We start from the raw sequence: 25,106 nt of genomic DNA, 5'->3' as shown, positions 1-25,106 counted from the left end.
GCGTGCGGGCCGACCTGCTGCCAAGCCGACCCTGCGGGGGCACCGACCTGCGGCCGGCGGTGACCGCCGCCTGCGCCGCTCCCGCCGTACGCCGCTGCGCGCGGATATCCTCGCCGTGTGGTGGCGACGCAGACCGGCGGCGGTTCGATCGACAAGGCGCTCACGGTGCTGGAGGCACTGGCCGAGCACAGCCGGGTGACCGACATCGCGGCCGGTACCGGGCTGCCCAAGTCGACCGTGCACCGCATCCTCCAGTCCCTCGTCGGCTGGGGGTTCGCCCGTGCCGACGGCAACGGCGGCTACCTCCCCGGTCCGCGCATCCTCACCCTGGCGGGCAAGGTGATGAGCCGGTTCGACCCGGCGCAGCACGCCGACGCGGCCCTGCAGGCGCTGCGCGACCGTACGGGCTGCACCGTGCACTTCGCGATCCGCAGCGGCGACGAGGCGGTGTACGTCCGCAAGCTCGAGGGCCTGCGGCCGTACCAGATGGGCTCGCGGGTCGGCATGAGCCTGCGCCTGCACTCCACCTCGATCGGCAAGGCGATCCTCGCGCAACTGCCCGACCGGGAGGTCACCGCGATCATGTCGCGGACCGGGCTGGAGCCGCGCGCCCAGCACACGATCACGGACGTCGACGCACTGGTCGCGCACCTGGCCGAGGTGCGCCGTCGTGGCCACGCCGTCGACGACGAGGAGAACGAGCGGGGCATCCGCTGCGTGGGGGCGCCGGTGTTCGACCACACCGGGGCGGTGCTGGGCGGCATCTCGGTGTCCGGGCTCGCGTTCGAGATCGACGTGCGGGACGCGTCCCTGATCGCCGAGGTGGTGGCCGCGGCACGGGACGTCTCGCTGGCCATGGGCGCCCCGCCCGAACGCGTGCCCGCGCCCGCCTCCGCCTGACCGGCGCACCGGCGGCCTCACGGGCCCGCGCGCCCGGACACCGGTCCGACCCGGCCCGCGCGCCCAGATACCGGTCCGACCCGGCTCACGCGGATCGGCCCCGGCCTCACCCGCCCCCCCGGTTCGACCGGCACATCGGCCGCCCCCGCCTGCCGGCCCCGGCCGACCGGCGCGCGCGTCGGCGCGCGAGGTGCGGCCCGGCGTCAGCCGGCCGCGAGGAGGCGCTCGATCTCGTCGGCCGTGGCGACCCGGCCGGTACCGCCCTGGCCGCCGAGGCAGATCGAGGCGGCCGCCGCGCCGCCGCGTACGGCCGCCACGAGGGACGCGCCGCGCGCGAGCCGCGCCGTGAGCGCGCCGCCGAACGCGTCTCCGGCGCCCGTGGCGTCGACGATCTCCGGGGCCGGTACGGCGGGCAGCCACCGGCGGTCCGCTCCGCTCGCGAGGTGGACGCCGTCGGCTCCGCAGGTGACCGCGACGGCGGCCGCCCCCAGTTCGAGGCAGGCCTCGGCGGCCTCTTCGGGGTCTGTGGTGTCCAGCAGGGCGGAGGTGTCGGCGGGGCAGGACGGCAGGACCAGCGCGGCCCGGGGCGCGACCGCCGCCAGGACCGCTCGGGCGTCGCCGGGCGTCGTCAGGCGACCCCGGAAGTTGGGGTCGTACACCACCGTGCCGCGGGCCTTCTCGGCCGCGTGCACGACTGCGGCGGCGCAGGAGTCCGACAGCGCCGCGGTGATGCCGCTCAGCAGGACCGCCCCGGCCTCCGCGACCGGTGCGCGGTCCACGTCGGCCGGGCTCAGCCGGGACGCGGCGCTGCCCGCGCGCAGGTAGGCGAAGGCGCGCGTGCCCAGCGGATCGGCGCCGACGACGTACGCCCCGGTGTGCCCCGGTCCGTGCTCCATCCAGCGGGTGTCGACGCCGCGCCGGGCGGCGAAGTCCACGAGCCGGTCGCCGAACTCGTCCTCGCCGACGCGCGTGACCAGGGCGACGTGGGCGCCGCCGGCCGCCGCGGCGACCGCCGTGTTGAGCGCGTCGCCGGAGAAGGAGAGCCGGAAGGTCTCCGCGTGGGTCAGCGGGTCGGCCGCCGAGAACTCCACCAGCGGCTCGCCGATGATGACGACGTCGGGAATGTCGCCGGTCACTTCGCCGCCTCGAGCAGTTCCCGGACCGCCGTGGCCGGGTCGGGCGCCTTGACCAGGTCCGAGCCGACGCCCACGGCGTACGCGCCCGCCTCCAGGTAGGCCGGGACGTCGGTCAGCGCGATCCCGCCGGTCGGCACGACCCGCGCGCCCGGCAGCACGGCCAGCACCGAGCGCAGGTAGGCGGGGCCGCCCACGTGCGCGGGGAACAGCTTGGCGATCCCGCGCCCGGCGGCGGCCGCGACCTCGCCGGGCGTGAACCCGCCTTCGAGGAACACGGTCCCGGTCTCGGCGGCGACCGCGCGGACGGCCTCGGCCGGATGGGGGCTGACGAGGAAGTCCGCGCCCGCGTCGAGGGCGCGGCGGGCGTCCTCGGCCGTCGTGACCGTACCGGCGCCGAGGACCGCCGCCGGGTTCGCACGCCGCAGCCCGGCCAGTGCGTCGGCCCAGCCGGGAGTGGTCGCGGTCAGCTCGATGACGGTGAGGCCGGCGGCCAGCAGCGTATCGGCCGCCCGTACGGCGCCGTCGGCGTCCGGTGTCCTGAGCACGGGCAGCACCCGGCCCGCGCCGATCGCCCGTTCGATCTCCGCCTGATCCATTGTGCGTCCGTTCTGTCATACGGGACGGCGTTCTGTCTCATGGATGATAATTCACGCGACGGAACCGGGGCGCCGCGGTTAAGGTGCGTAGCCGTCGCCGATGATCTACCCCCGGGAACGCCGATGACCGAGATCCTGCTGGCGGGCGTCGTCGGGTCCACCGCGTACGGCCTGGCCACCGCCGACTCCGACGTCGACCGGCTCGGCGTCTTCGCCGCGCCGACCGACGCCCTGCTCGGGCTGCGCACTCCGCGCGAGTCGATCGTGACGACCGCCCCCGACCGGACCCTGCACGAGGCCCGTAAGTGGTGCGTCCTCGCCCTGGGCGGCAACCCGACCGTCATGGAACTGGTCTGGCTGCCCGACGACCTGTACGAAACGCGAACGGCGTTCGGCGACGAGCTGATCGGCATCCGCGCCGCCTTCCTGTCGGCGAAGCGGGTCCGGGACGCCTACCTCGGTTACGCCTCGCAGCAGTTCCGGAAGCTGGAGAACCGGGGGGACGGCGCGTTCTCCGCCGACACCCGCAGGCGCACGGCCAAGCACGCCCGGCACCTGGCGCGGCTCGTCCACCAGGGCCGGGAGCTCTACTCCACCGGCCGGCTGCGCATCCGCCTCGACGACCCGGACCGGTACCACCGCTTCGGCGACCGGGTCGCGGCGGGCGACCTGGAGGTCGCCCGCCGGCTGCTCGCCGAGGCCGAGGCCGACTTCGCCCGCGTCCGCACCCCGCTCCCGGAGCGCCCCGACGAGGCTCCCGTCGAGGCGTGGCTGCGGGCGGTCCGCGCGGCCCACTACACGGCCCGGCCGGCCTCGTGAGTCAGCGGGCGGATGCGGCCGGCAGGCGTTCGATCGCGATGGCGGCCGCGTCGTCCTCCAGATGACCGCCGACGTGGTCGAGGAGGTCCTTCTCGAGCCGCGCGACGATGGTGCCGGGATCCTCGCCCACCCACCTGCGGAGGCGCTCGGCGAGGGCGTAGAAGGTTCCCGTCCGGTCGCGGCCCTCGACGATGCCGTCGGTGTAGAGCAGCAGGACGTCGCCCGGTTCGAAGGGGAACGTCCCGGCCAGGTGGTCATCGGCCGTGAGTTCACCCAGGCCCAGCGGCGCACCCGGCCGCTCCGAGCCCAGGGTCAGGACCCGGTCTCCGCGCAGCAGCAGCGGCGGTGGGTGGCCGCAGTCGACCACGTGCACGACCGGCTCCGCGTCGGGGATGTCGACGATCACCGCGGTGACGAAGCACTCATCGACATCGATGTTCGTCTCGGAGAGTTCGGCCAGGTTCCGGCAGACGCTGGCCTCCAGGTGCCTCGCGAGATCGGGGAGGTTCGCGTGGCGGTGCGACGCCTCGCGGAAGGCGCACAGGAGCAGCGCCGCGTCGCTGACCGAGGCCAGGCCCTTCCCCCGCACGTCGCCGATGAGCAGGCGGGTGCCGCCCGCCGTACGCGCGGCGGCGTACAGGTCACCGCCGATCCGGGCCTCGGCTGCGGCGGCGAGGTACATCGACGCGATCCGCAACGGGCCGATCCGGTGCGGCAGCGGACGCAGGATGACGCGTTGCGCGACATCCGACACCGACCGGACCTCACTGAGCTGCCGCTCGTGGCGGTCGCGCAGGTAGCGGAACGCCACCACGAACGCCGAGACCACCAGCAGAGTGAGGATCTGTACCTGATGGTTCATGGTCTCGATCCCGCCGTGCAGGAAGGCGATCACCACTTGCGCCACCACCGCCAGGGCGCCGATCGCCCCGGTCATCAGAGGCCCGCCGAACGACGCCGTGAGCGCGGGCGCCACGACCAGGAGCGGCCCCAGGTGAATGTGGGTCGGAGACAGGATGTCCGCCACGCTGATCAGCACGATGAGCGCGACCGGGATCGCCACCATGGCCTGACCGGGCCGCCATGACGCGAAGACTTGGCGCACATGCTCGCCGAGCCGCACGTTCACACCGTACCCCGACAAAACGGGCAGCGGGCCTGCCGCAGGTCCGTCCGGCCCCTGGTCAGCGGCGGCCCGGGCGCAGGCGCTCGAGGCGCCACCAGGCGACGATGACGAACAGCAGCCCGATACCGGCCAGCACCCCCATGTCCGTGCCCCACGTGGTCGCGTCCGGGTGCCAGAGCCGGTCGACGATCGGTTTGTGCGGCAGGTGCGCGAGGTCGACGGTCGAGGCGGCCGCGCCCAGGCCCCAGCGCGACGGCGTGATCCAGGCGACCTGTTCCAGGCCCGCCTTGCCCTGGAGCGGCATGAGGGCGCCGCAGAGGATCACCTGGGCCAGGGACAGCAGGACCAGCAACGGCATCGTCTTCTCCGACGTGCTCACCGCCGCCGACACCAGCAGGCCCATCGCCATCGACACGACCGCCAGGCCGGCCATGGCCAGCATGAGCTCCGGGTACGGCGAGGTGAACGCGCCGTGCGCCGGCATCGGGCGGAACACCAGGCCGATGAGGACGAGCAGCACCGCCTGCACCCCGGTGATCAGACCGAGGATGAGGATCTTCGACAGCAGGTAGATCCCGGCGGACAGCCCCGCCGCCCGCTCCCGGCGGTAGATCGGGCGTTCCTTGACGAGCTCGCGCACGGAGTTGGCGGCCCCGACGAAGCACGCGCCGATGACGAGCGTCAGGAGCACCGACGCCGCGTCGTCGTTCTCGCCGAGCCCGGTCAGCCCGTGCGGCGCCGGCATCGCCCGGATCAGCAGCCCGACGACCAGGGGGAGCACCGCCAGCACGGCCAGGTAGCTGCGGTCAGAGCCGATCACCGCGGTGTACCGGCGGCAGAGCGTGCCGAGCTGGGAGAACCGGCCCTGCCGCCGGGGCGGCGGGTCCGCCGCCACCGGCTCCGGACGGTGCACCTCGGCGTCGCCGTCCAGGCCGGACAGGACGTAGCGGGTGTACAGCGGTGCCATCCGGAACTCGGCGGCCCAGTCGCGGTCGGGCTCCCGGTCGAACGCCTGGAACACCTCCGCCCAGCTCTCCTTGCCGAAGAAGCCCAGGCCCTCCGCCGGCGGCCCGTAGTAGGCCACCCGGCCGCCGGGGACGAGGACGAGCAGGCGGTCGCACGTGTCGAGGTTGGCGACGCTGTGCGTGACCACGACGATCGTCCGGCCGTCGTGGGCGAGGTCGCGCATCATCTCCATGACGGACTTGTCCAGCCCCGGGTCCAGACCGGACGTGGGCTCGTCCAGGAACAGCAGCGACGGCTTGGTCAGCAGTTCCAGCGCCACGCTCACCCGCTTGCGCTGGCCGCCGGACAGTGAGTCGATCCGCGTATCCGCGTGCGCGGTGAGCCCGAGCTCCTCGATCACCTCGTCGACGCGCCGGTTCCGCTCCGCCGCGACCGTGTCGCCGGGGAAGCGCAGCTCCGCCGCGTACCGCAGCGCCCGGCGGGTGGGCAACTGGGTGTGCAGGATGTCCTCCTGCGGGACCAGGCCGATCCGGTGCCGCAGCTCCGCGTAGTGCCGGTAGAGGTCCCGATTGTCGTATCGGACACCGCCTTCGGTCGCCGGCCGGGTTCCGGTCACCGCGCCGAGCAGGGTCGACTTGCCGGCACCGCTGGGGCCGATCACCCCGACCAGGCAGCGCTCGGGGATCGGGAAGCTGACGTGGTCGAGCAGCACCTTTCCCTTCGCGGTCCGCACGGTGAGGTCCTGGGCGACCAGCGACACGTCGCCGGTGTCGATGAACTCCCTGAGTTCGTCGCCGACGAGCCGAAAAGTGGCCCGCCCGATGCCGACGATGTCACTTTCGGTGAGCGGCTCGGAGTTGATCCTTTTCCCGTTGACGAAAGTCCCATTGTGGCCACCGAGATCAACGATCTCGTGCCGCCCGTCGGCTCTTTTCCGGAGCTCGGCGTGATAGCGGGAAACGATCAGATCGGACAGCACGACGTCATTGTCCGGAGCCCGGCCGATCCGCAGCGGGCGGGACGGGACGTGGATGACGGAGGTCGGCCGGCGGTCCACGCCGATGCGCGAGTCGAGCACCGGCGGAACCGAACAGGCCACCGGCGGACCACTCTCGGCGTTGCCCAGCCGGAAGACGATCTCGCCCTCGATGCCGGCGCGCCGGACGCGCCGCGAGCCGGCGAACGTACCGTTCGTGCTGCCCAGATCCTCCAGGAGCCAGCCCTTGTCGTCGGTGCGCAGCACGGCGTGCCGCCACGACACGCGGGGGTCGGCGATCGAGATGTCGGCCGCCGGATCACGGCCGATGGAGTAGGAGCCCCCGGGCTGCAGTCTGCGGACGGCCTCCTTGGTCCGCACGACGAGCGCCGGTGGGGCCATCGACGAGACAAAGCCCTCGGCCGCCATATCTCCGCAGTGTAGATCCGAAGTCATGAAACGCCCATCAACTTTGTCATGACTCTGCGGTTAAACCATTGACGACTACCCCGCGGTGAAATTTGCTGAACATCATGGCGACCTCCATCACCGTCAAATGAGCGCCTACGACAGCGACTTGACCCGCCCGGACGGCCTTCCGGCGAAACGGCGCCGCCGGCGGCGGCCGTGGGTCGTCCTGCTGGTCGTCCTTCTGGTGCTGCTGGGCCTTCTGGTCGCCCTCGACCGGATCGCCGCCGCGTACGCCGAGAGCCGTATCTCCAGTGAGATCCAGAAGCAGGGGTTCGGCGCCCGGCCCGACGTGACGATCAGCGGCTTCCCCTTCGTCACCCAGGTCCTGAACCGTCACTTCCCGCACGCCCACCTGACCGCCCGCAACGTGCGGGAGGGGCCGATCACCATCAGCCGCATCGACGGGGACGTCCGGGACGTGCGCGTCGACTCGGGGTTCCGCAAGGGCTCCCTCGGCAGAGTGGACGGCACCGCGACGATCGGGTTCGGCGAGCTGGCCAAGACCGCCGACGAGCCCGGCGTACGGTTCACGGCCGCCGGTCCCGACAAGGTCAAGGGCGACGTCGACCTCGGGATCGGCTCCGGCACGGTGGTCTGGCAGGTCACCAAGGTCGGCCGGGACCAGATCCGCGTCCACCCGCTGTCGGCCGAGGGATTCTCCCTCTCCGACCTGGACCAGGACCTCGACTTCACCGTGCCGGTCGGCGGCCTGCCGCTCGGCCTCACGTTCGACAGCCTGTCGGTCACCGCGAAGGGCGTGGAGCTGCACGTCTCCGGCGCGCACATCACCTTCAGCGGCTGAACCGGCCCTAGGAGATCGAGCGGCGGGCGCGGGCGGCGCGGGCGTACTGGTCGTCGAAGCGGCGCGGGAACGGCAGCATCCGGTGCCGCTCCGGCCATCGGGCCAGCTGGCGGACCACGTTGCAGCCCGCCGCGGTGACGATCCGGTCCGCCCCGGCGAACAACGGCCAGGCCGGATAGACGTCATGGTGCGCGATCCCCGGCGGCAGGCCGTCCGGACGGTTCGGCGACACCAGCGTGAAGCTCGGACGCACGCCGTCGAGCGCCGCGACGTCCAGCGCGTACGCGACGAGTTCCGACACTTCGGCGACCGGCCCGGAGTGCACGATCAGCCAGCCGCCGGGCTCGGTGGGGACGGCGGGTTCCGGCTCCGGCGGGTCGACCAGCGTCAGCGGCGCGACCACGGACGACACCGACTCGAGGTATGCGCGGTGCGCGTCGCCCACCGGCTCGACCAGCCGGGTCTCGGCGAACTCGAGGGGATCGGCGGCCAGCAGCGGCCGGTACGCGTCCCAGCGCAGCAGCCGGGCGAGGTGCACGACACGGGTGCCCGCCGGGACGATGGCGGCGCTCAGTTCACCGGACAGCCCCGCGGGAAAGGCGTCGACGACGAGCTCACGCGGCCGCAGCCCGGCCAGGGTCCCGCCGATCCAGCGCGTGAGCGCGTCCCGGTCCAGCCCGGCGGGCGCGGACAGCACCGGGCGGCCGGCCACGACCCGCGGGTCACCGGCGAACGGCGAGCCGGTCAGGATCGTCACCGGCTCGTCGCCCACCTCACGGGTGTGCAGGTAGGCCCGGATGCGGGTGAGGTGCCCGAGGCCCCCGCCCTGCGCGTAGCAGACGATCAAAGCCGGGACGCCAGCGCGGCGGCGAGTACGGCCCGCAGGTCCGGCGGCACCTCGCGGCAGAGCAGGACCGCCAGGCCGGTGCTCGGTGCGGTGCCGGAGCGGGCGACCGTGGCGCCGGCCGCGGTCTCGACCTTGGTGCCCTGCTCCAGGGACCGGACGTCGCCGACCTCGGTCCGCCCCTGCTTCACCTTGATCCGGCCGTCCGCCTCGTGCCGGAACTCGTACCGCGTGTCGGACTCGCCGCGCCGGATCCGCACCCTGCCGCCCGCGAGCTTGGCGCGCCACAGCGTACGTCCGGCGGTGTCCTTCAGCTTGACGCCGTCGGCGGACGGCTTCACCACGGCCACCACCCGGCCGCCCTCGGTGTACCGGCCGTCCGCGCCGGTGATGGTGACCGATGCGCCGCCGAGCCTGCTGGTGATCCGCGTCGTCCCACCGGTCGTGTCGATGAGCAGGAGCGGGCCGCCGGCGGCAGTCGTGACGCGCAGGTACGCCGGGGCGGCGGAGCCGGTGGTCGGCGACGGTGGTGGTGCGGTCGTCGTACGGTCGCCGCCCCCGCCGCCGGAGCAGCCGGCGAGCAGCAGCACCGCCGCCACCAGGCCGCTCGCCGTACGCTTCACGGCCGTACGGCCTCCTTCGTCGGAGGAGTGACCAGAGGCGCTGTGCTGATGATTCACTCGCTCCGCTCGCTCATGGTCTCCGTGAGGACCGCCAGGTATCCGGCGGTCTCGGCCGCCGGGGCGAAGTCCCGGCGCACGCGTTCGCGCGCCGCCGCGCCCAGCTTGGCGAGCTCCTCGTCCGTCGCCCGTACCGCCCGGTCGACTGCCGCACGGCAGCCGTGCGGGTCGCCCGCGCGGAACGTGAAGCCGATCTCCTCGTCGGCCAGGTCGGCCAGGCCCCCGGCGTCAGAGGCGAGCAGCGGTACGCCGAGCGCGGCGGCCTCCAGCGAGACGTTCGGCAGCCCGTCGTAGAACGACGGCAGTGCGACCAGGTCGCAGGACGCGTACACGCCCGGCAGTTCGTACCGGTCCAGGAACGGCATCCGCGTGTGCGGCACGGCGGCCAGCCGCTCCTCCATCCCGTCCTCGACCTCGCCGACGAGGAGCAGGTGGAACGCCGACACGTGCCCGGAGGCGGCGAGCGCGTCGAGCAGGAAGCCGACGCCCTTCTTGTTCTTCAGCTGACCGACGAGGCCGAGCACGCGCCGCCCCGGCTCCACATGGGCCGCCCGCCACTCCCGTGCGCGGGCCCGCTCGGAGGGCAGGACCTCCCAGTCCGCGGTGTCGATGCCGTTGGCCACCCAGGTCACGGCGGTGTCCGGGACGAGCGCGGACACCAGCGGGCCGTGCGACCGGGCGACCACGCAGACGCGGGCGGACGCGCGCAGCGCCGTCAGCAGCGCCTCGCGGCGGCGCAGCGAGAAGACGCCGGTGTCGAAGTCGTTGCCGCGCAGCAGCGTGACCAGCGGCGCGCCGAGCCAGGCGGCCAGCACGGGCGCGCCGACCAGGGCGTACGTGCCGCCGAACGCGACGACGTGGGTGTACTCCTCGCCGTGCAGCTCGGTCCACAGCCGGCGCAGCGCGTGCTCGGGGTTGTCCTCCAGCGGGACCACGAGCAGCCGCCCGCCGGCCTCGCGCTCCACCCGCCACGGCCGCGACCGCCGGGTCAGGTGCGCCACGTCGATCTCCACGCCCGCCGCGCGCAGGCCGCGGACGATGCGGTCACACGACTCCGCCATGCCGCCGCGGCTCGGCGGGTAGTGCTCGGTGATCCACAGGACGCGCATCAACTGTCGACCCAGTCGTTCCCGTCGTCGCCGTCGAAGCCGTCGCCCTCGTAGCCGCCCGTGTCGAAGCCGTCGCCCGCGTCGAACTGGCCGCGGTCATAGGAGTCGAACCGGGAGTACCAGATCGGGTCGTTGTACTGCCCGGAGCTCTGCTGGTAGTAGTGCCGGCGGTACCCGCGAGCCCATCCGGGGTGGAAGGGGTCCTCGTAGGCCTGCGCGGCGGCGCACTCGGGGCACAGCCCCTGGGGGTCGACGTGATGGCCGCAGACGGGACGCCCGCAGCGGCACACGGTGACCGACGGCCGGCCGCAGCGGCCGAGCACGAAGAAGCCGGTCGTCACGGCGCAGGGGTTCACGCGGTCCTCCTCACCGGCGCCGTCGGCGGCGTCCACCGGAACGGCTCGGTCGCCACCGCCAGGATCCACTGCACCTGGTCGTCCAGAGCGGGCGCCGGGCCGAGCTTCGTCGTCGCGCTGACCACCGTGCGCTTGGCGGACTTGACGCGCACCGCGAGAGAGGGCGGCGGCGGGGTGTCCGGCCGCCGTACGTTCTGGTCGGGCTGCAGGGTGCGCCGGGCGGTGATCCGCTGGACGGTCTTCGTCTTCGTCTTCGTCTTGTGCTTGCCGCGCGGATTGACCTTGTGGATCTTCCGGTAGCGGACCCGGTCGATGACGGCCAGCTCCAGAACGCTGCCGTCCCGCAGCTCGGCCCGCGCCGTGAACCAGGGGTCCTGCGCGAACCACTCGGTGATGCCGCGCACCCGCCCGCGCCCCGGAAACCGTTGGCTCGGCCCGGTCTTCTCGGGCACCTTGGGGCCGCGCAGGTCGGCGGTGATGCCGATGGCGCCGTTCGGCGCGACGTCCTCGCACAGCACCCTGATCAGCGGCACCACCACGTGCACCGCCCGGTCCGGGATGCGCCACTTCCGCCGCTTCACCGTCTCGGCGTGCCGGGCGAGGCTGGCCACGACGGCCTCCCACTCCGCCGGCGGGAGCGTGGCGGACGCGGTGCGCTGCAGAATCAGCCCCTGGTGCACCGGGTGGAATCGCTCGATCGCCGCCCGTGTCTTCCGCCAGAACATGGGCGGACAATACCAACCGGATATCGCCCGGGATAAGCCTCATATGGCATGTTCGGCCTCCACGGTCCGGGTCAGCGGCGCACGACAGGAGACGTCAGGGAGTCGTACACCGCGGACAGCCGGGCGCGGGACGCCGGCCAGGTGAGGTCGGCCAGGATCCGCTGCCGGCCGCGTTCGCCCATCGCGCGGGCGGCGTCCGGATACTCCAGCAGGACGCGGAGCACGCGGGCCAGCTCGGCGGGGCGGTCCGGAGCGACCAGCCGGCCATGCTCCCGGTCGGTCATGATCTCTCGTACGGCGGGCAGGTCGGAGGCGACCACCAGGACCCCCGCGGCCATCGACTCCAGGATCTTCAGCGGCGCGCAGCCCTGGTCGAGGTTGCGCGCGCAGGCGGTCAGCGGCGCGACGGAGATCGCAGCGCCCGCCAGCCAGCCCGCCACCTCCGCGTGTGGGAGCGTGAACCGCCAGAGCAGGCGGTCCGCGACGCCGAGGCGCTCCGCGAGGCGGTGCAGCGGACGGGCCCGGCGCTCCGGCACCGACGAGCAGATCACCAGCCGGAGATCGGTCAGGTCCGCCAGCCGGGCGAACGCCCGCAGCAGCACGTCGACGCCCTGCCACGGCTGCAGCGCCCCGACGTAGACCAGGTACCGCTCCGGCGCGCCGTCCGGGCGGGACGCTGCGGCGGGCACGTCGGCGCCGTTCGGCACCAGGTGGACCTTCGTCTCGGGGACGCCCCGGCGGGACAGCGCCCCGGCGATGACCCGCGAGGGCACCACGACCGCGTCGGCGCCCTCGAGGCAGAGCCGCTCCAGGTCGGCGATCTTCGCCAGGGTGGCGGGGGTGACCGACGGGCGGGTGTGCGCGAGCTCGACGGACGGCAGCCCGTTGACCTCGTACACGACGCGATATCTCCGGCCCGGCAGGGCGACCACGGGCAGCGCGCTCCACGGATCGCGGACGTGGCAGATCCGCAGGGTCTCGCGGTGCGGCTCCACGTGCGCGGCGACCCATCGGGAGAACGCCTCGGCGCGGTCGAGGAAGTTGGGGATCTGCTCGCCGAAGCGCGCGATCTCGATGCCGCCCGCCTCCCGCTGGTAGCGCGGCAGGGGCCCACCGCCGAGCACGCCGAGCAGGCCGCCGTCGAACCGGGCGAAGAGCTCGGCCGCCATGTGCCCGATGTGCACCGCCGACCCCTTGCTCGACGGGAAGCGGTCGAAGGCGAAGTAGGCGGCCCGGACGGCCGCCGGTGTCTCGGAACTCATCCCGCCCGCTCCGTACGCTCGCGGTGCCACCGGACCTGGTCGGCCAGGCCCTCGGCCGGCCCGATCCGGGCGGACCAGCCGAGCAGACGCTCGGCCCTGGCCGTGTCCGCCCACGTACGGGTCGCGTCGCCGGCCGCCGGCGCGTACTCGCGCACCCGCGGACGTACGCCCAGGAGACCGGCGAGGAGGTCGATCGCGTCCCGGACGGTGACGGGCTCGGGATGGCCGATGTTGAGCACGGTCCCCGGCGGCAGGTCGGCGGTGACCGCGGCCAGCGTCGCGGCCGTGACGTCGGCGACGTGCGTGAAGGCGCGGGACTGCCGGCCGTCCCCGAAGACCGGCAGCGGCCGGCCGTGCCGCGCCGCCTCGATGAACCGGTGGAAGGCCATGTCGGGGCGCTGACGCGGGCCGTACACCGAGAAGTACCGCAGGGTCACCGCCGGCAGGCCCTCCCGCACCGCCCGCGCGACGAGGTGCTCGACGGCGACCTTGCTCCGCGCGTACGGGCTGGCGGGACGCGGCGGATCGTCCTCGCGGTGCGGGCGGTCGCCCGCGGAGCCGTACACCGAGGAGCTCGACGCGACGACCACGCGCGGACGGCGACCGGCCGCCGGGTCCAGGCAGGCGGCGAGCAACCGCCGCGTGGCGGTGACGTTGTCGCGCTCGGTGGCCGCCTCCCCGGCGCCCCACGAACTGCGCACTCCGGGCCGGCCGGCCAGGTGGACGACCACGTCCGCGTCGGCGAGCTTGGTCAGGTCGTCGGCCGCCAGGTCGGCCTCGACGAGCGTGACGCCGGGCCGGTCGGCGAGCGCCGCCCAGGTGGGCCGCGCGGCCTCCGGCGCGGCGGACCGGTGCAGCGCGTCGGCGGCGAGCACCTCATGGCCCACCCCGGCGAACGCCTCCGCCACATGGCCGCCGATGAACCCGGCGGCCCCCGTCACCACCACCCGCACGTGCGCACCCTAGTGCACGGCGGTCGCCTGAGATGCGGCCCATTGTCCGATCCGGCGGATCAGCGCCGGGGTCGCGGCGCTCTCGGCGTGCCCGTAGCCGGGTTCGATCCACAGCTCACGGGGATCGCGGGCCGCGGCGTACAGCTGCTCGGCGTGCTCGACCGGCAGGAACGGGTCCTGGTCGCCGTGCACGACGAGCAGCGGTGTCGGCGCGATGCGCCCCGCAACCTCGTGCGGCGCCGCGGGAACCGTCGCCCAGGTGCCGCCGGCGATCCGCGTCCGCTTGACGAGGCGGGCGGCCAGGCGGCCCGACCGGCGCTCGATCGCCCAGTGCACGCGGCGCATCGGCTTGGTGTCGCGGTAGTACCAGCGGGCCGGCGCGCTGACCGCGGCGACCGCGTCGATGCCGCCGTGCAGCGCCGCGTGCCGGACGACGACGGCCCCGCCCATCGAGAAGCCGACGAGCCCGACGTGCCGGTACCCGAGGTGGCGGGCGTGCCGGACGGCCGCGTCGACGTCGAGGATCTCCCGGTCACCGACCGTGGACCGGCCGCCGGACCGCCCGTGGCCGCGAAAGTCGATCGCGATGACGCCGCCCACCTCGCCGAGCACCGCGGCGATCCGCCGCGTCGTCGGCTGTCGCCACGCGCCGGTGAACCCGTGCGCGAGGACCAGGCACAGGCCGTCTCCGGGTAGGTGGCCGGCGTCGATCCGGACGCCGTCCATCGCATGCAGGGTGAGGGGCTCAACGCTCATGTGGTCCATCGTGCCCGCCCCCGCCCGGACCGACGGCGACCGGATCCCCCGGTGGCGTACCGAACGAACCGGGCAGGCTGAGCGGACCGGACGGACCGAGTGGACCGGGCGGCCGGTGGCGTACCGGGCGCCGGGACGGGGGTCAGCGCTTGATGTAGTCGACGAGCTGTTCGCGTTCGGTCTCGAGCTCGGCGATGGCGCTCTTGACGACGTCGCCGATGCTGACGATCCCGACCAGGCGGCCGTCGCGGACGACCGGCAGGTGACGGATGCGGTGCTCGGTCATCGTGCCGCGCAGCCCGTCCACGGCGTCGCCGGGATCGCATGTGCGCACCGGGCTCGTCATGATCGACGACACCGGAGCGTCGAGCAGGTCCGTGCCCCGCTCGTTCAGCCGCCGGACGATGTCGCGCTCCGAGACGATGCCCTCGATCGTGGAACCGTCCGCCGACACGACGACGGCGCCGATATTGCGCTCCGCCAGCAGCCCGAGGAGTCGCCGTACGCTCGCCTCCGGGGCGATCGTCGCGACATCCGCGCCCTTGACGCGGAGGATCTCCGAAATTCGCATCTGTCGACCTCCCGACCGGTCGTGACCAGGCAGCATTACGCCAAGCATCCTCCCTCTTCGAGGAAACGTCACGGCTTATGCGAAACCCGGCCGGTGGTTCGGGGAGCCTCCGGTGAGCCGCCCGTGGCGGGTGTCGCGGTGGCGGAGGGCCCGCCGGGCCGGCGGTTCATGGCCAGGTGGGCGTAGACGATCGTGTTGTCCTCGTAGCTGTGGCCGTCGAAGTCGCCACCGCACGTGATCAGGCGGAGCCCGGCGAAGTTCAGGTCGCCGTAGACCCGTTGCGTCGGGAAGTGTTTCTTGGGGACGCGCTCGACCGAGTCGACGCTGAACGTCGCCACCTTCCCGTCCGCGCGGGTGACCTCGATCCGGTCGCCCGGGTGCAGGCTCGAGAGCCGGAAGAAGACGGCCGGCCCCTTCTTCGTGTCGACGTGGCCGACGAGCACGGCGGGTCCGCGCTCACCCGGCGACGGGCCCTTCTCGTACCAGCCGGCCAACTGGGCGCGCGACAGCGGCGGCACGCCGAGCGAGCCGTCGTGCTGGAGGCCGACCCGGATCAGCCGCGAGTGGATCCCGACCCGCGGGACGTCCACGCGCAACGGCGCCGCCGCCTTGAGGACCGGCCCGGCCGGCGGGCTGATCGCCGCGCCCGACCGGGCGGCATGCGGGTCCGGTCGCGGCGGCCCTGTGTGGTGACACGCGTCGAACCACAGGACCGCCGCCCCGGTAGCGATCAACCCGGCGGCCGCCCCGCCGCGGAGACGGCCGCCACGTGATCGCGATGATCGGCTAGGAGCGGGCACCGGTCCGGATCCGCCGGCGAGCAATGAGCCCCGCGCCGCCAAGGATCAAGGTGAGCCCGGCGACGCCGATCGGCACGCTCGCTCCCTGGCTGCCACCGAAACCGGTCGGCACGGCGCCACGAGGAACCGCGCTGACCTGGCCGGGCACCGCGTGCACGACCCGTCCGCGGATCTTCTTCACGACCTCCTTGCCGCCACCACCGCCACCGGCGCAGCAGCCTTCGCCCTCTTCGTCACCGGCCGCGTGGTCGCCGTCTCCACCACAGCTCTCGTCGTCACAGCCGCCTCCCCCCTCGTCGCCGAAGGCGAAGGGACCACGGAGGATGCCGTGGTGCCGGTGACGGAACTGGTGATGCGCGATGCCGACGTCACCGCCGCCGTCACCGCCGCCGTCACCGTCACCGTCACCGTCGTCATCGTCGCCGCCCCGGCGGAGGGCCGCGCCGTGCGCACCTTCGGCATTCAGCGCCTTGTGTGCTCCCGTCTGGACGGCAAGGTGCTGCGCCCGGTGGTGCAGCCCGGCCTGAGTGTCGCTTTGGAGCGCCGCGCCAAGAGCGGGTGAAGCAAGCCCGATCGTCAGAGCGGCCGCTGAAGCGGTTGTCAGGGTCAGGAGTTCGACCCTCATAAGTACCCCCTTGATGTCAGCGGCAGCCCGGACTGCTCCCTGGCTGCCGGCATCGCCACCGCTCCCCTCATTCCCCCATCACCGACACCGCGACCTAAGTCTCTATGCTCTTGATCAAATGATTACGGTGCGAGATGGACACTTAGTCGGATCAGCCATACCGCCATTATCAACGAGTAGGGAATCAGGCGACCTCAGCTCCATTAAGCGGATTTGCCGCACAACCGCCACCGCCCGCCCCGCACCGTGGACATGTGCGCTGACCTGCCACGTCACCGTGCGCGAGACAGTCCACACCCGTGAACGCGGCCGCATCCAAGCACCCTTCTCCGTCCCACATCGGTCATTATGCGCGGATGAGTGGCCGGTCATGCCGAATCGGCTGACAGGCGGCCATGAGGGTCGTAGAAGGTACGACTCCGACGAGAGACGATCACCTCATGCGGAATTATGTGTCGGACGCCAACAAGATGCCGTTTCACTCATTTTTCGGACATTCCCGGGTGCTGGTACCGGCGCCGCTCCGGGATCAGTGCAACGAGGTCAGGCCCGCGCGGGCGGCCGCGATGGCGTCGGCCAGGCACCGCTGCTCGGCGGCGGGCCGGTCCTTGTCGGCCGGCTGCTCCTCGGTGTACTGGACCCGCAGGATGATGTTGCGGTACCGCACGGTGGCCTCTCCGACCGCGATCCGGACGTCCCGGTCGATCCAGAACCGCTCGAACGCCGCGTCGCCGAGGCCGCCGATACGGCGCAGCGAGCTCGTGTCGGTCGTCCGGTCCTTCTCCGCCTGCCGCCACTGCGCCTCGAACGACCAGACGGTCATGCGAGTGGCCTGGTCGTGCATGTACTTGGGCAGGAACGCCCGCGCGTCGACCTGTACGGCGCGGTAGCGGCCCCCGTCGGTCATCGAGTACTTGCAGACGCCCGCCGTCTCCGCGCCCATCTTGTCGATCTTCGGTGCGGCCGTCGGCACCAGCCGCCGTACCGTGTCGGCGGGCAGGACCGAGCACGCCTGCGGCAGGCTCGCGAACACGGGCGGCTGCGCGGCCCTCGCGGGCGTGTCGGCCGCCCGGGAACCGGCCGTGGCCGGACGGGACCGGGCCGGCGCCGCCGCCGGGCGGGCTCCCCCACGGCCGAACACGAAGACGGCCGCGGCGGCGAGGCCCATCGCCACCACGACGAACACGGCGACCACGACACCGGCCGTACGCGGCCGGCGGCTCTTCGCCTTCGGCGCCTCCGGGGGCGAGTAGACCCGGTGGAACGGTTCCGGCAGCCGCGGCAGTCCCAATCCTTCTCCCCACTCGTGTTCCCCGGACGGCCCGGGATGTCGGCTCGATGCGACCGTAACCGGCGATTCCACTCCCAAACCAGACTCATACGCGTCCGGCAAGTGTGACGCCATGCCGTTCTTCGCCTCCTCCTCCGGCCGCCGCTGCCCGGCCGCCGGTCCTCCGGGACGGGCTCACCCGATTGTCGGTCCCCGGCGTCAGAATGGAATGTGCTGTTGAGCGAGATCACCGAGACCTCACGGGCCGTCGCCGCGACGTCCGGCCGACGTGCCAAGATCGAGCTGCTCGCCGCCTGCCTGCGGGACGCCGAGCCGGAGGAGACGGCGATCGCGGTGGCATATCTCTCCGGTGAGCTGCCACAACGCCAGATCGGCGTCGGCTGGGCGACACTCCGCGACCTGCCGCCCGCCGCGACCGAGGCGGCCCTCACCGTGGACGAGGTCGACGCCGCGTTCACCGCGATCGGCGCGGTTTCGGGTAAGGGTTCCGTCACCGCCCGGCGACAGTTGGTGGGGGAATTGTTCTCCCGAGCGACCGCCGCCGAGCAGAGTTTCCTCCTCCGCCTGCTCTCCGGCGAGCTGCGCCAGGGCGCTCTCGACGGCGTGATGGCCGACGCCATCGCCGCCGCGGCCGACGTGCCGGCGGCCGACGTTCGCCGCGCCGTGATGTTCCGCGGCTCGCTCGGCGCGGTGGCCGACGCGGCGCTGTCCGAGGGCCGGGAGGGGCTGCGCGCGTTCGGCCTGGAGGTCGGGCGCCCGGTCAAGCCGATGCTCGCCGCCGGCGCGCCGTCCGTCGAGGCGGCGCTGGAGAAGGTGAGCCCCGCCGCCGTGGAGTGGAAGCTCGACGGCATCCGGGTCCAGGCGCACGTGTCCAAGGGCGAGGTGCGCCTGTTCACCCGCACGCTCGACGACATCACCGGCCGGCTGCCGGAGATCGTCACCGCGCTCGGCGCGCTGCCCGCCGACACGGCCGTCCTCGACGGTGAGCTCATCGCGCTGCGCGACGACGGCCGGCCCCACCCGTTCCAGGTCACCTCGGCCCGTGTCGCCAGCCACGGCGTGCGACCGGGCGGCGGGCAGGACGTTCCACTGTCGGTGTTCCTGTTCGACGTGCTGCACCTCGACGGCGAGGACCTGATCGACCTGCCGGGCGCCGAGCGCAACGAGGCGCTGGTCCGGGTCGTCCCCGAGGCGCTGCGCATGCCGCGGGTGGTCACCGCCTCCGTCGACGAGGCCCGCGCGTTCTTCGACGACGCCCTCGCGCACGGTCACGAAGGCGTGCTCGTCAAGTCCCTCGACACCCCGTACACCGCCGGCCGGCGCGGCGCCGGGTGGATCAAGGTGAAACCCCGCCACACGCTCGACCTGGTCGTCCTGGCCGTCGAGTGGGGCAACGGACGCCGCCAGGGCAGGCTGTCCAACCTGCACCTCGGGGCCCGCGACCCGGAGACCGGCGGGTTCGTGATGCTGGGCAAGACGTTCAAGGGCCTGACCGACGAGATGCTGGCCTGGCAGACCGAGCGGCTGCTCGCGTTGGAGACGCACCGCGACGACTACACGGTCTACGTACGGCCCGAGCTCGTCGTCGAGATCGCCTTCGACGGCGTGCAGCGCAGCCCGCGCTACCCCGGCGGGCTGGCACTGCGGTTCGCGCGGGTGCTCCGCCACCGCCCGGACAAGACCGCCGCCGAGGCCGACACCTTCGCCAGCGTGCGCGCCGTCGCCCCTTTTCCGGTCTGATCACTACGGGCGGCCGCCGCGGTCGAGGCGGCGCCGGGGGCCCACGGTCCGCTCGTGGGCGATCAGGTCGTGGCGGCCCGCGATGAACTCCTGGACCCAGATCTTCGCCCGGATCATCGGGCGGCGGATGCGCTGCTCACGGCGGAGCGCCCGCCGGAACTTCCGCGTGCCCGGCCGGTACCTCCAGCGGGCCCACGGCGATCCCGGCCGGGCCAGCCGGAACGCGCTGAAGATGAGCACCACCGGCAGGAACAGGCCCAGCAGCCCGGTCCAGATCTTGCCCTTGAAGAGGGTCACGATGGCCAGACCGAGGTTGATGAGGATGTTGGCGAAGACGACCAGGAAGACGCCGACGGAGACGGTCGCGTCCGGCCGCAGATCATGGACGTCGCTGAGCCAGATCGGGCGGACGCCCACCAGGATCAGGCCGGTCACCGCGACCGCGATGAACACCGCGTCGACGGAGGCGCGACCCTCCTCCATCCAGTAGACGTCGCGCAGGTGCAGGATGAGCGCGAACTCGTCGAGGACGAGGGCGGCCCCCACCCCGAAGACGGAGGCGGCGAGGGCGTACCAGCCCGTGTAGACGTCCGGGATGCAGAACCCGGCCACCCCGCCGATGAGCATCAGCACGACGCCGAACACCACGTGGTGGATGTGAAGGTCACCGACCTCGACGTTCTTGAACCACCAGCGGACCTTGGCGCGGATCAGCCGCACGTTGATGCGCACGATGACGAACGTGACGATGAACGCCACGAAGAAGCAGAACAGCGGCAGCCGTCCGGTCTGGACGACGCGCTCGGTGAACAGTCCCTCCACATTGGCCCCCGACGTCATACGTCCTCATCATGACCCATTCCGGTCTGTGATAACGCTTGACGTCGGTGGTCACTGCCGGCTCGGGAGCCGCCGAGACCGTCAGCCGTTCAGGCGTACCGGATTCACCAGATCCGCGTAGATCAGCAAGGCGCCCATCGTGATGATCACCGCGGCCATCGCGTACGTGAGCGGGAGCGCCTTCGCCACGTCGACGTGGCCGGGGTCGGGCCTGCGGGTCACCCGGGCGATGCCCTTCTTCACCGCCTCCCACAGCGCGCCCGCGATGTGTCCGCCGTCCAGCGGCAGCAGCGGCACGAGGTTGAACATGCCGACCGCGAAGTTGACCGTACCCAGCATCATCAGGAAGAACGCGAGCTTGTCCAGGCCCGGCTCCTTCGAGGCGGCGATCTCCCCGCCGATCCGGCTGGCGCCGACGACGCCGATCGGCCCGTTCGGGTCGCGCTTCTTGTCGCTGAACGCCGCGTTCCAGACCCCGACCATCTTCTTCGGCATGTCGATCAGCGACCCGAAGGTGTGCTTGGTCAGGTCGGTCATCGTGCTCACGACCAAGCCCGGTCCCTGCCGCTCGCGGGCGCTCGTCGGGCTGATCCCGAGGAACCCGACGGTCTCGGTCTTGTCCGGGTCGGTGAGCGACTGCATCTGGTTGGTGGTCACCGGCACGCTCAACGGAATGTCCTGGCCGCCGCGGTGGACGACGACCGGGACCGTACGGCCGCCGGACCCCCGGATCAGGCCCTGCAACTGCGCGTACGTGTGGATCCGGTGGCCCTCGTAGGACACGATCCGGTCGCCGGGCCGCAGCCCCGCCCGTACCGCCGGGGTCACCGGGTCGCCGGCCTGGCAGTCCCGGCCCGCCTGCGCGGCCGGGATCGTGCACTTGGACACCGAGTCGATCACCGGCTGCAGCGTCGAGATGCCGATCCCCATGACGACGACGCTGATGAACACGAACGCCAGCAGGATGTTCATGAACGGCCCGGCGAACATGATGATGACCTTCTGCCACCACTTCTTGCGGTAGAAGACGCGGTCCTCGTCGCCCGGGCCGACCTCCTCCAGGGCGGCGCCGCGCGCCGACTCGATCAGCCCCTGGAACGGGCCGGTGGACCCCTGGCGGACCGTCCCGGGCGCATCACCTCGGCGGGGCGGCAGCATCCCGATCATCCGGATGTAGCCGCCGAGCGGGATCCACTTGACGCCGTACTCGGTCTCGCCCTTGCGCCGTGACCACATCGTGGGCCCGAACCCGACCATGAACTGCGGCACGCGGACGCCGAAGAGCTTGGCGAAGGACATGTGGCCCAGTTCGTGCAGGGCGATCGAGGCGAGCAGCCCGAGGAAGAAGACGACGATGCCCACCACGAAAAGCACGCTCATTGCCCGCACACGCTCCTCACCCGTCGCACCGCAGGCGCCCACCGGGCACCGCGGCAGGCCGCCTCGCGCACCGTGTCGCGCACGCTCACCGAAGGCCTCCGAGATCTCGACCGGTCAAGCGTATGCCGAAAACCCGCGCGCGAGGGCCGTCCCGGCGTTCGCGGGGAATTGAGCCGGAGGTCCCGGCCACCGGTCGTCGATTCCGTCTCCAGGGAGGTCCTGCTAGCCTGACCATGCCGTTGATCCCGTGCGGGAGAGCGACCTCGCCGCCAGCGAGGTACGCCGAAGGAGCAACCCCTCCCCGGAACCTCTCAGGCCACACGAACCGCGCGGACCAGGCGACCTCTGGAAAGTGGAGCCACGCTCCCGCCGAAGGTGCAAGCCCCCACGGGGGGTGAAGCTCTCAGGCACCGATGACAGAGGGGGAGGGCACCGCCACCGCATTTCGCGTGCCAATGGGAGGATGGGATTCCCGGCCGCCCGCGTGATAGGAGCCTGCCCCGATGTCCACGCCGGACGCCAAGAGAACACCACTCCACGAGGTACACACCGAGCTCGGCGCCATGATCACCGAGTTCGCCGGGTACCTCATGCCGCTGCGTTACGGCAGCGAGACCGCCGAGCACCAGGCCGTCCGCACCGGCGCGGGCCTGTTCGACCTGTCCCACATGGGAGAGATCTTCGTGACCGGCCCGCAGGCCGGGGCGGCCCTCGACCACGCGCTCATCGGACACCTGTCCGTGCTCGCCGTCGGCCGGGCGCGCTACACCATGATCGTCGACCCGGCCGGGGGCGTGCTCGACGACCTGATCGTGTACCGGCTCGCCCCGGAGACCTACATGGTCGTCGCGAACGCGGCCAACGTCGCGACCGTACGGGCCGAGCTGACCGCGCGGGCGGACGGGTTCGAGAAGGCCACCGTCGACGACCGGTCCGGCGCGTACGCGCTCATCGCCGTGCAGGGCCCGAAGGCCCACGCCATCCTGGCGACGCTCACCGACGCCGCGCTCGCCGACCTCAAGTACTACGCGATCCTGCCGGGCAAGGTCGCCGGGATCGACGCGCTGATCGCGCGCACCGGTTACACCGGCGAGGACGGTTTCGAGCTGTTCGTGGCGGCCGGTGACGCCGTCGCCGTCTGGAACGCCGTCACGGAGGCCGGCGGCGACGACCTGCGGCCCGCCGGGCTGTCCGCGCGGGACACGCTGCGGCTGGAGGCCGGCATGCCGCTGTACGGCAACGAGCTGACCACCGAGACCACCCCGTACGACGCCGGCCTCGGCCGTAGCGTCAAGCTCGACAAGCCCGGTGACTTCGTCGGCCGCGCCGCGCTGGCCGCCCGCGCCGACACGCCGCCGGGCCGCACCCTCGTGGGGCTCGTCGGACGGGGGCGTCGCGTCCCGCGCCACGGGTACGCCGTGGTGACGCCGGACGGTACGCCCTGCGGGGTCGTGACCAGTGGCGCGCCGTCCCCGACGCTGGGCAAGCCCATCGCCATGGCCTACATCGACGCGGGCCATGCCGAGGACACCGACCTCGCGGTGGACATCCGCGGTAAGCACGAGCCGGTCGACAAGGTCGCACTGCCGTTCTACAGGAGGACTTCGTGAGCACCGTTCCCGAGACGCTGTACTACACCCAGGAGCACGAGTGGGTCACCGAGCCGTCGGAGGGCGTGGTGACCATCGGGATCACGGCCCACGCGGCCGATGCGCTGGGTGACATCGTGTACGTGTCGCTGCCCCAGGAGGGCGCGTCCGTTGAGGCCGGTGAGCCGTGTGGCGAGGCCGAGTCGACCAAGTCGGTGAGCGACGTCTATTCGCCCGTCACCGGTGAGGTCGTCGCGGTGAACACCGCCGTTGAGGAGGACCCGGCCGCCATCAACTCCGACCCGTACGGCGAGGGATGGCTGTTCCGGGTGCGGACCGATGACGACCCCGCCGACCTGCTCGACGCGCAGGCCTACTCGAAGCTGATCGAGGAGGCGTGATGAACCTCTTGAACCTGCCCCTGTCCGAGGTCGACCCGGACGTCGCGTCCGCGATCGCTGACGAGTTGCGGCGGCAGCAGTCGACGCTGGAGATGATCGCCTCGGAGAACTTCGCGCCCGTCGGCGTCCTCGAGGCGCAGGGCTCGGTGATGACGAACAAGTACGCCGAGGGCTACCCGGGGCGGCGCTACTACGGCGGATGTGAGTACGTCGACGTCACCGAGCAACTGGCGATCGACCGCGCCAAGGAGCTGTTCGGCGCGGACCACGCCAACGTGCAGCCCCATTCGGGCGCGCAGGCCAACATCGCGGTGTACTTCGCGCTGCTGGAGCCCGGGGACACGATCCTCGGCCTGGACCTCGCGCACGGCGGGCACCTCACCCACGGCATGCGGATCAACTACTCCGGCAAGATGTTCAACGTCGCCGCCTACCACGTGGGTCCCGACGGCCTCGTGGACATGGAGGAGGTCGCCCGGCTCGCCCAGGAGTACCGGCCGAAGATGATCATCGCCGGCTGGTCCGCGTACCCGCGGCAGCTCGACTTCGCCGCGTTCCGGCGGGTCGCCGACGAGACCGGGGCGCTGCTGATGGTGGACATGGCCCACTTCGCCGGCCTGGTCGCCGCGGGCCTGCACCCCTCGCCGGTGCCGTACGCCGACGTCGTGACCACCACGACGCACAAGACGCTGTGCGGCCCGCGCGGCGGTCTCATCCTCTGCCGCGAGGAGTACGCCAAGAAGATCAACTCGGCGGTGTTCCCCGGCACGCAGGGCGGCCCGCTCGAGCACGTCATCGCCGCGAAGGCCGTCGCCCTGAAGATCGCCGCGACCGACGAGTTCGCCGAGCGGCAGGCCCGGACGCTCGAGGGCGCGCGCATCCTCGCGGCCCGGCTCCTGCGCGAGGACGCCGCCAAGGCGGGGGTCAAGGTGCTGACCGGCGGCACCGACGTCCACCTGGTCCTGGTCGACCTGGTCGACTCGGAGATCACGGGACGGGACGCCGAGGACCGTCTGCACGACATCGGCATCACGGTCAACCGCAACGCCGTGCCGAACGACCCGCGTCCGCCGATGGTGACCTCCGGTCTGCGGATCGGCACGCCCGCCCTCGCCACCCGCGGGTTCCGGGCCGACGACTTCGCCGAGGTCGCCGACATCATCGCGCTGGCGCTGCAGCCGTCGTTCGACTCCGCGGCGCTGTCCGCCCGGGTCCGCGAGCTGGCGGACAAGCACCCTCTCTACCCCAGCCTGTGAGGGATGACGCACGATGACGATCGCTCCTGAGGGCCGGAAGCTGTTGCGTGTCGAGGTGCGGAACTCCGCGACCCCGATCGAGCGCAAACCGCCGTGGATCAAGACCCGGCTGTCGATGGGCCCCCAATACCGCGAG

At 72.5% G+C, this 25,106-nt stretch carries 25 protein-coding genes, 1 pseudogene and 1 riboswitch; of the genes and pseudogenes, 9 read left to right on the top strand and 17 right to left on the bottom strand.

What is annotated here, in order from left to right; all coding sequences use genetic code 11:
• Positions 1-117 precede the first annotated feature (117 nt).
• Positions 118-900: an IclR family transcriptional regulator gene (locus AB0L00_RS34615; RefSeq protein ID WP_364441441.1), complete on the top strand. Its 783-nt coding sequence runs from the start codon at positions 118-120 to the stop codon at positions 898-900.
• A 203-nt stretch (positions 901-1,103) separates the two neighbouring features.
• On the opposite strand, the gene AB0L00_RS34610 is transcribed toward AB0L00_RS34615, so the two are convergent.
• Both AB0L00_RS34610 and AB0L00_RS34605 read right to left on the bottom strand, forming a co-directional pair.
• On the bottom strand, positions 1,104-2,036 hold the full coding sequence (locus AB0L00_RS34610; RefSeq protein ID WP_364441440.1) for a sugar kinase: 933 nt from the start codon (positions 2,034-2,036) through the stop codon (positions 1,104-1,106).
• Positions 2,033-2,632: a bifunctional 4-hydroxy-2-oxoglutarate aldolase/2-dehydro-3-deoxy-phosphogluconate aldolase gene (locus tag AB0L00_RS34605; RefSeq protein WP_364441439.1), complete on the bottom strand. Its 600-nt coding sequence runs from the start codon at positions 2,630-2,632 to the stop codon at positions 2,033-2,035. Before AB0L00_RS34605 ends, AB0L00_RS34610 begins: the two co-directional genes overlap by 4 nt.
• 123 nt (positions 2,633-2,755) lie before the next feature.
• Here AB0L00_RS34605 and AB0L00_RS34600 point away from each other — a divergent pair, with 123 nt between their 5' ends.
• On the top strand, positions 2,756-3,451 hold the full coding sequence (locus AB0L00_RS34600; RefSeq protein ID WP_364441438.1) for a nucleotidyltransferase domain-containing protein: 696 nt from the start codon (positions 2,756-2,758) through the stop codon (positions 3,449-3,451).
• Between the two features lies 1 nt (position 3,452).
• On the opposite strand, the gene AB0L00_RS34595 is transcribed toward AB0L00_RS34600, so the two are convergent.
• Together AB0L00_RS34595 and AB0L00_RS34590 are read right to left on the bottom strand one after the other, a co-directional pair.
• Complete coding sequence (locus AB0L00_RS34595; protein ID WP_364441437.1) at positions 3,453-4,574, bottom strand: PP2C family protein-serine/threonine phosphatase; 1,122 nt, start codon at positions 4,572-4,574, stop codon at positions 3,453-3,455.
• A gap of 61 nt (positions 4,575-4,635) precedes the next feature.
• Complete coding sequence (locus tag AB0L00_RS34590; RefSeq protein WP_364441435.1) at positions 4,636-6,948, bottom strand: FHA domain-containing protein; 2,313 nt, start codon at positions 6,946-6,948, stop codon at positions 4,636-4,638.
• Between the two features lie 127 nt (positions 6,949-7,075).
• On the opposite strand from AB0L00_RS34590, the gene AB0L00_RS34585 reads away from it, so the two are divergent.
• Positions 7,076-7,792, top strand: coding sequence for a DUF2993 domain-containing protein (locus tag AB0L00_RS34585; RefSeq protein ID WP_364441434.1), 717 nt, complete (start codon positions 7,076-7,078; stop codon positions 7,790-7,792).
• Positions 7,793-7,799: 7 nt separating this feature from the next.
• Here AB0L00_RS34585 and AB0L00_RS34580 read toward each other — a convergent pair whose 3' ends face one another.
• The 10 genes from AB0L00_RS34580 to AB0L00_RS34535 all read right to left on the bottom strand — a co-directional run bounded on the left by AB0L00_RS34580 (position 7,800) and on the right by AB0L00_RS34535 (position 15,782).
• A complete protein-coding gene (locus tag AB0L00_RS34580) occupies positions 7,800-8,639 on the bottom strand; it encodes a hypothetical protein (protein WP_364441432.1) in 840 nt (279 codons plus the stop codon).
• Positions 8,636-9,259 carry a hypothetical protein gene (locus AB0L00_RS34575; protein ID WP_364441431.1) on the bottom strand — a complete coding sequence of 208 codons (624 nt, stop codon included), beginning with the start codon at positions 9,257-9,259 and terminating at the stop codon, positions 8,636-8,638. The genes AB0L00_RS34580 and AB0L00_RS34575 overlap by 4 nt, the downstream gene beginning before the upstream one ends.
• 53 nt (positions 9,260-9,312) lie before the next feature.
• The gene (locus AB0L00_RS34570) at positions 9,313-10,425 is read right to left on the bottom strand and encodes a glycosyltransferase family 4 protein (RefSeq protein WP_364441430.1); all 1,113 of its coding nucleotides are present in this window, start codon (positions 10,423-10,425) and stop codon (positions 9,313-9,315) included.
• Positions 10,425-10,781: a hypothetical protein gene (locus tag AB0L00_RS34565; protein ID WP_364392628.1), complete on the bottom strand. Its 357-nt coding sequence runs from the start codon at positions 10,779-10,781 to the stop codon at positions 10,425-10,427. The genes AB0L00_RS34570 and AB0L00_RS34565 overlap by 1 nt, the downstream gene beginning before the upstream one ends.
• Complete coding sequence (locus tag AB0L00_RS34560) at positions 10,778-11,506, bottom strand: hypothetical protein (protein ID WP_364441429.1); 729 nt, start codon at positions 11,504-11,506, stop codon at positions 10,778-10,780. The genes AB0L00_RS34565 and AB0L00_RS34560 overlap by 4 nt, the downstream gene beginning before the upstream one ends.
• 71 nt (positions 11,507-11,577) lie before the next feature.
• Positions 11,578-12,768 carry a glycosyltransferase gene (locus AB0L00_RS34555; RefSeq protein ID WP_364441428.1) on the bottom strand — a complete coding sequence of 397 codons (1,191 nt, stop codon included), beginning with the start codon at positions 12,766-12,768 and terminating at the stop codon, positions 11,578-11,580.
• Positions 12,765-13,721 carry an NAD-dependent epimerase/dehydratase family protein gene (locus AB0L00_RS34550; RefSeq protein WP_364441427.1) on the bottom strand — a complete coding sequence of 319 codons (957 nt, stop codon included), beginning with the start codon at positions 13,719-13,721 and terminating at the stop codon, positions 12,765-12,767. Before AB0L00_RS34550 ends, AB0L00_RS34555 begins: the two co-directional genes overlap by 4 nt.
• Positions 13,722-13,730: 9 nt before the next feature.
• The gene (locus tag AB0L00_RS34545; protein WP_364441425.1) at positions 13,731-14,477 is read right to left on the bottom strand and encodes an alpha/beta fold hydrolase; all 747 of its coding nucleotides are present in this window, start codon (positions 14,475-14,477) and stop codon (positions 13,731-13,733) included.
• A 142-nt stretch (positions 14,478-14,619) separates the two neighbouring features.
• Positions 14,620-15,048 (bottom strand): CBS domain-containing protein, encoded by a 429-nt coding sequence (locus AB0L00_RS34540; protein WP_364441423.1) that lies wholly within the window; start codon positions 15,046-15,048, stop codon positions 14,620-14,622.
• Between the two features lie 68 nt (positions 15,049-15,116).
• On the bottom strand, positions 15,117-15,782 hold the full coding sequence (locus AB0L00_RS34535) for a class F sortase (protein WP_364441422.1): 666 nt from the start codon (positions 15,780-15,782) through the stop codon (positions 15,117-15,119).
• A gap of 217 nt (positions 15,783-15,999) precedes the next feature.
• Between AB0L00_RS34535 and AB0L00_RS34530 the strand changes: the two genes are divergently transcribed.
• Complete coding sequence (locus AB0L00_RS34530) at positions 16,000-16,410, top strand: hypothetical protein (protein WP_345349623.1); 411 nt, start codon at positions 16,000-16,002, stop codon at positions 16,408-16,410.
• A gap of 592 nt (positions 16,411-17,002) precedes the next feature.
• Here AB0L00_RS34530 and AB0L00_RS34525 read toward each other — a convergent pair.
• Positions 17,003-17,764 (bottom strand): hypothetical protein, encoded by a 762-nt coding sequence (locus AB0L00_RS34525; protein ID WP_364441420.1) that lies wholly within the window; start codon positions 17,762-17,764, stop codon positions 17,003-17,005.
• Positions 17,765-17,974: 210 nt separating this feature from the next.
• On the opposite strand from AB0L00_RS34525, the gene AB0L00_RS34520 reads away from it, so the two are divergent.
• Positions 17,975-19,504 carry an ATP-dependent DNA ligase gene (locus AB0L00_RS34520; protein ID WP_364441419.1) on the top strand — a complete coding sequence of 510 codons (1,530 nt, stop codon included), beginning with the start codon at positions 17,975-17,977 and terminating at the stop codon, positions 19,502-19,504.
• 3 nt (positions 19,505-19,507) lie between these two features.
• On the opposite strand, the gene AB0L00_RS34515 is transcribed toward AB0L00_RS34520, so the two are convergent.
• Both AB0L00_RS34515 and AB0L00_RS34510 read right to left on the bottom strand, forming a co-directional pair.
• Positions 19,508-20,344, bottom strand: a complete 837-nt coding sequence (locus AB0L00_RS34515; RefSeq protein ID WP_364441418.1) for a hypothetical protein — start codon at positions 20,342-20,344, stop codon at positions 19,508-19,510.
• Positions 20,345-20,425: 81 nt separating this feature from the next.
• Positions 20,426-21,724 carry a site-2 protease family protein gene (locus tag AB0L00_RS34510; protein WP_364441417.1) on the bottom strand — a complete coding sequence of 433 codons (1,299 nt, stop codon included), beginning with the start codon at positions 21,722-21,724 and terminating at the stop codon, positions 20,426-20,428.
• Positions 21,725-21,964: 240 nt separating this feature from the next.
• Positions 21,965-22,062, top strand: a riboswitch (glycine riboswitch).
• A gap of 165 nt (positions 22,063-22,227) precedes the next feature.
• Here AB0L00_RS34510 and gcvT point away from each other — a divergent pair.
• The 4 genes and pseudogenes from gcvT to AB0L00_RS34490 form a co-directional block, all read left to right on the top strand.
• Positions 22,228-23,334, top strand: a complete 1,107-nt coding sequence (gene gcvT / locus AB0L00_RS34505; protein ID WP_364441416.1) for a glycine cleavage system aminomethyltransferase GcvT — start codon at positions 22,228-22,230, stop codon at positions 23,332-23,334.
• The gene (gene gcvH, locus AB0L00_RS34500; RefSeq protein ID WP_364441414.1) at positions 23,331-23,714 is read left to right on the top strand and encodes a glycine cleavage system protein GcvH; all 384 of its coding nucleotides are present in this window, start codon (positions 23,331-23,333) and stop codon (positions 23,712-23,714) included. The genes gcvT and gcvH overlap by 4 nt, the downstream gene beginning before the upstream one ends.
• Entirely contained in the window at positions 23,714-24,970 is a 1,257-nt protein-coding gene (gene glyA / locus AB0L00_RS34495) for a serine hydroxymethyltransferase (protein ID WP_364441413.1), read from the top strand. Before gcvH ends, glyA begins: the two co-directional genes overlap by 1 nt.
• Positions 24,971-24,983: 13 nt before the next feature.
• Positions 24,984-25,106 (top strand): annotated as a pseudogene (locus AB0L00_RS34490) (lipoyl synthase); the annotation flags it as partial.

Source organism: Actinoallomurus sp. NPDC052308 (assembly GCF_040679195.1).
In the GTDB taxonomy this organism is placed as follows: Bacteria; Actinomycetota; Actinomycetes; order Streptosporangiales; family Streptosporangiaceae; genus Actinoallomurus; species Actinoallomurus liliacearum.
This window is presented reverse-complemented; position numbering and strand designations above follow the sequence as displayed.

Excerpts from the sequence above, each read along its gene's own strand:
- glyA (WP_364441413.1), top strand. The coding sequence starts at position 23,714 with ATGAACCTCTTGAACCTGCCCCTGTCCGAGGTCGACCCGGACGTCGCG.
- gcvT (WP_364441416.1), top strand. The coding sequence starts at position 22,228 with ATGTCCACGCCGGACGCCAAGAGAACACCACTCCACGAGGTACACACC.
- AB0L00_RS34545 (WP_364441425.1), bottom strand. The coding sequence starts at position 14,477 with ATGAGCGTTGAGCCCCTCACCCTGCATGCGATGGACGGCGTCCGGATC.
- AB0L00_RS34560 (WP_364441429.1), bottom strand. The coding sequence starts at position 11,506 with ATGTTCTGGCGGAAGACACGGGCGGCGATCGAGCGATTCCACCCGGTG.
- AB0L00_RS34555 (WP_364441428.1), bottom strand. The coding sequence starts at position 12,768 with ATGAGTTCCGAGACACCGGCGGCCGTCCGGGCCGCCTACTTCGCCTTC.
- AB0L00_RS34510 (WP_364441417.1), bottom strand. The coding sequence starts at position 21,724 with ATGAGCGTGCTTTTCGTGGTGGGCATCGTCGTCTTCTTCCTCGGGCTG.
- AB0L00_RS34585 (WP_364441434.1), top strand. The coding sequence starts at position 7,076 with ATGAGCGCCTACGACAGCGACTTGACCCGCCCGGACGGCCTTCCGGCG.
- AB0L00_RS34590 (WP_364441435.1), bottom strand. The coding sequence starts at position 6,948 with ATGGCGGCCGAGGGCTTTGTCTCGTCGATGGCCCCACCGGCGCTCGTC.
- AB0L00_RS34570 (WP_364441430.1), bottom strand. The coding sequence starts at position 10,425 with ATGCGCGTCCTGTGGATCACCGAGCACTACCCGCCGAGCCGCGGCGGC.
- AB0L00_RS34600 (WP_364441438.1), top strand. The coding sequence starts at position 2,756 with ATGACCGAGATCCTGCTGGCGGGCGTCGTCGGGTCCACCGCGTACGGC.
- AB0L00_RS34605 (WP_364441439.1), bottom strand. The coding sequence starts at position 2,632 with ATGGATCAGGCGGAGATCGAACGGGCGATCGGCGCGGGCCGGGTGCTG.
- AB0L00_RS34540 (WP_364441423.1), bottom strand. The coding sequence starts at position 15,048 with ATGCGAATTTCGGAGATCCTCCGCGTCAAGGGCGCGGATGTCGCGACG.
- AB0L00_RS34515 (WP_364441418.1), bottom strand. The coding sequence starts at position 20,344 with ATGACGTCGGGGGCCAATGTGGAGGGACTGTTCACCGAGCGCGTCGTC.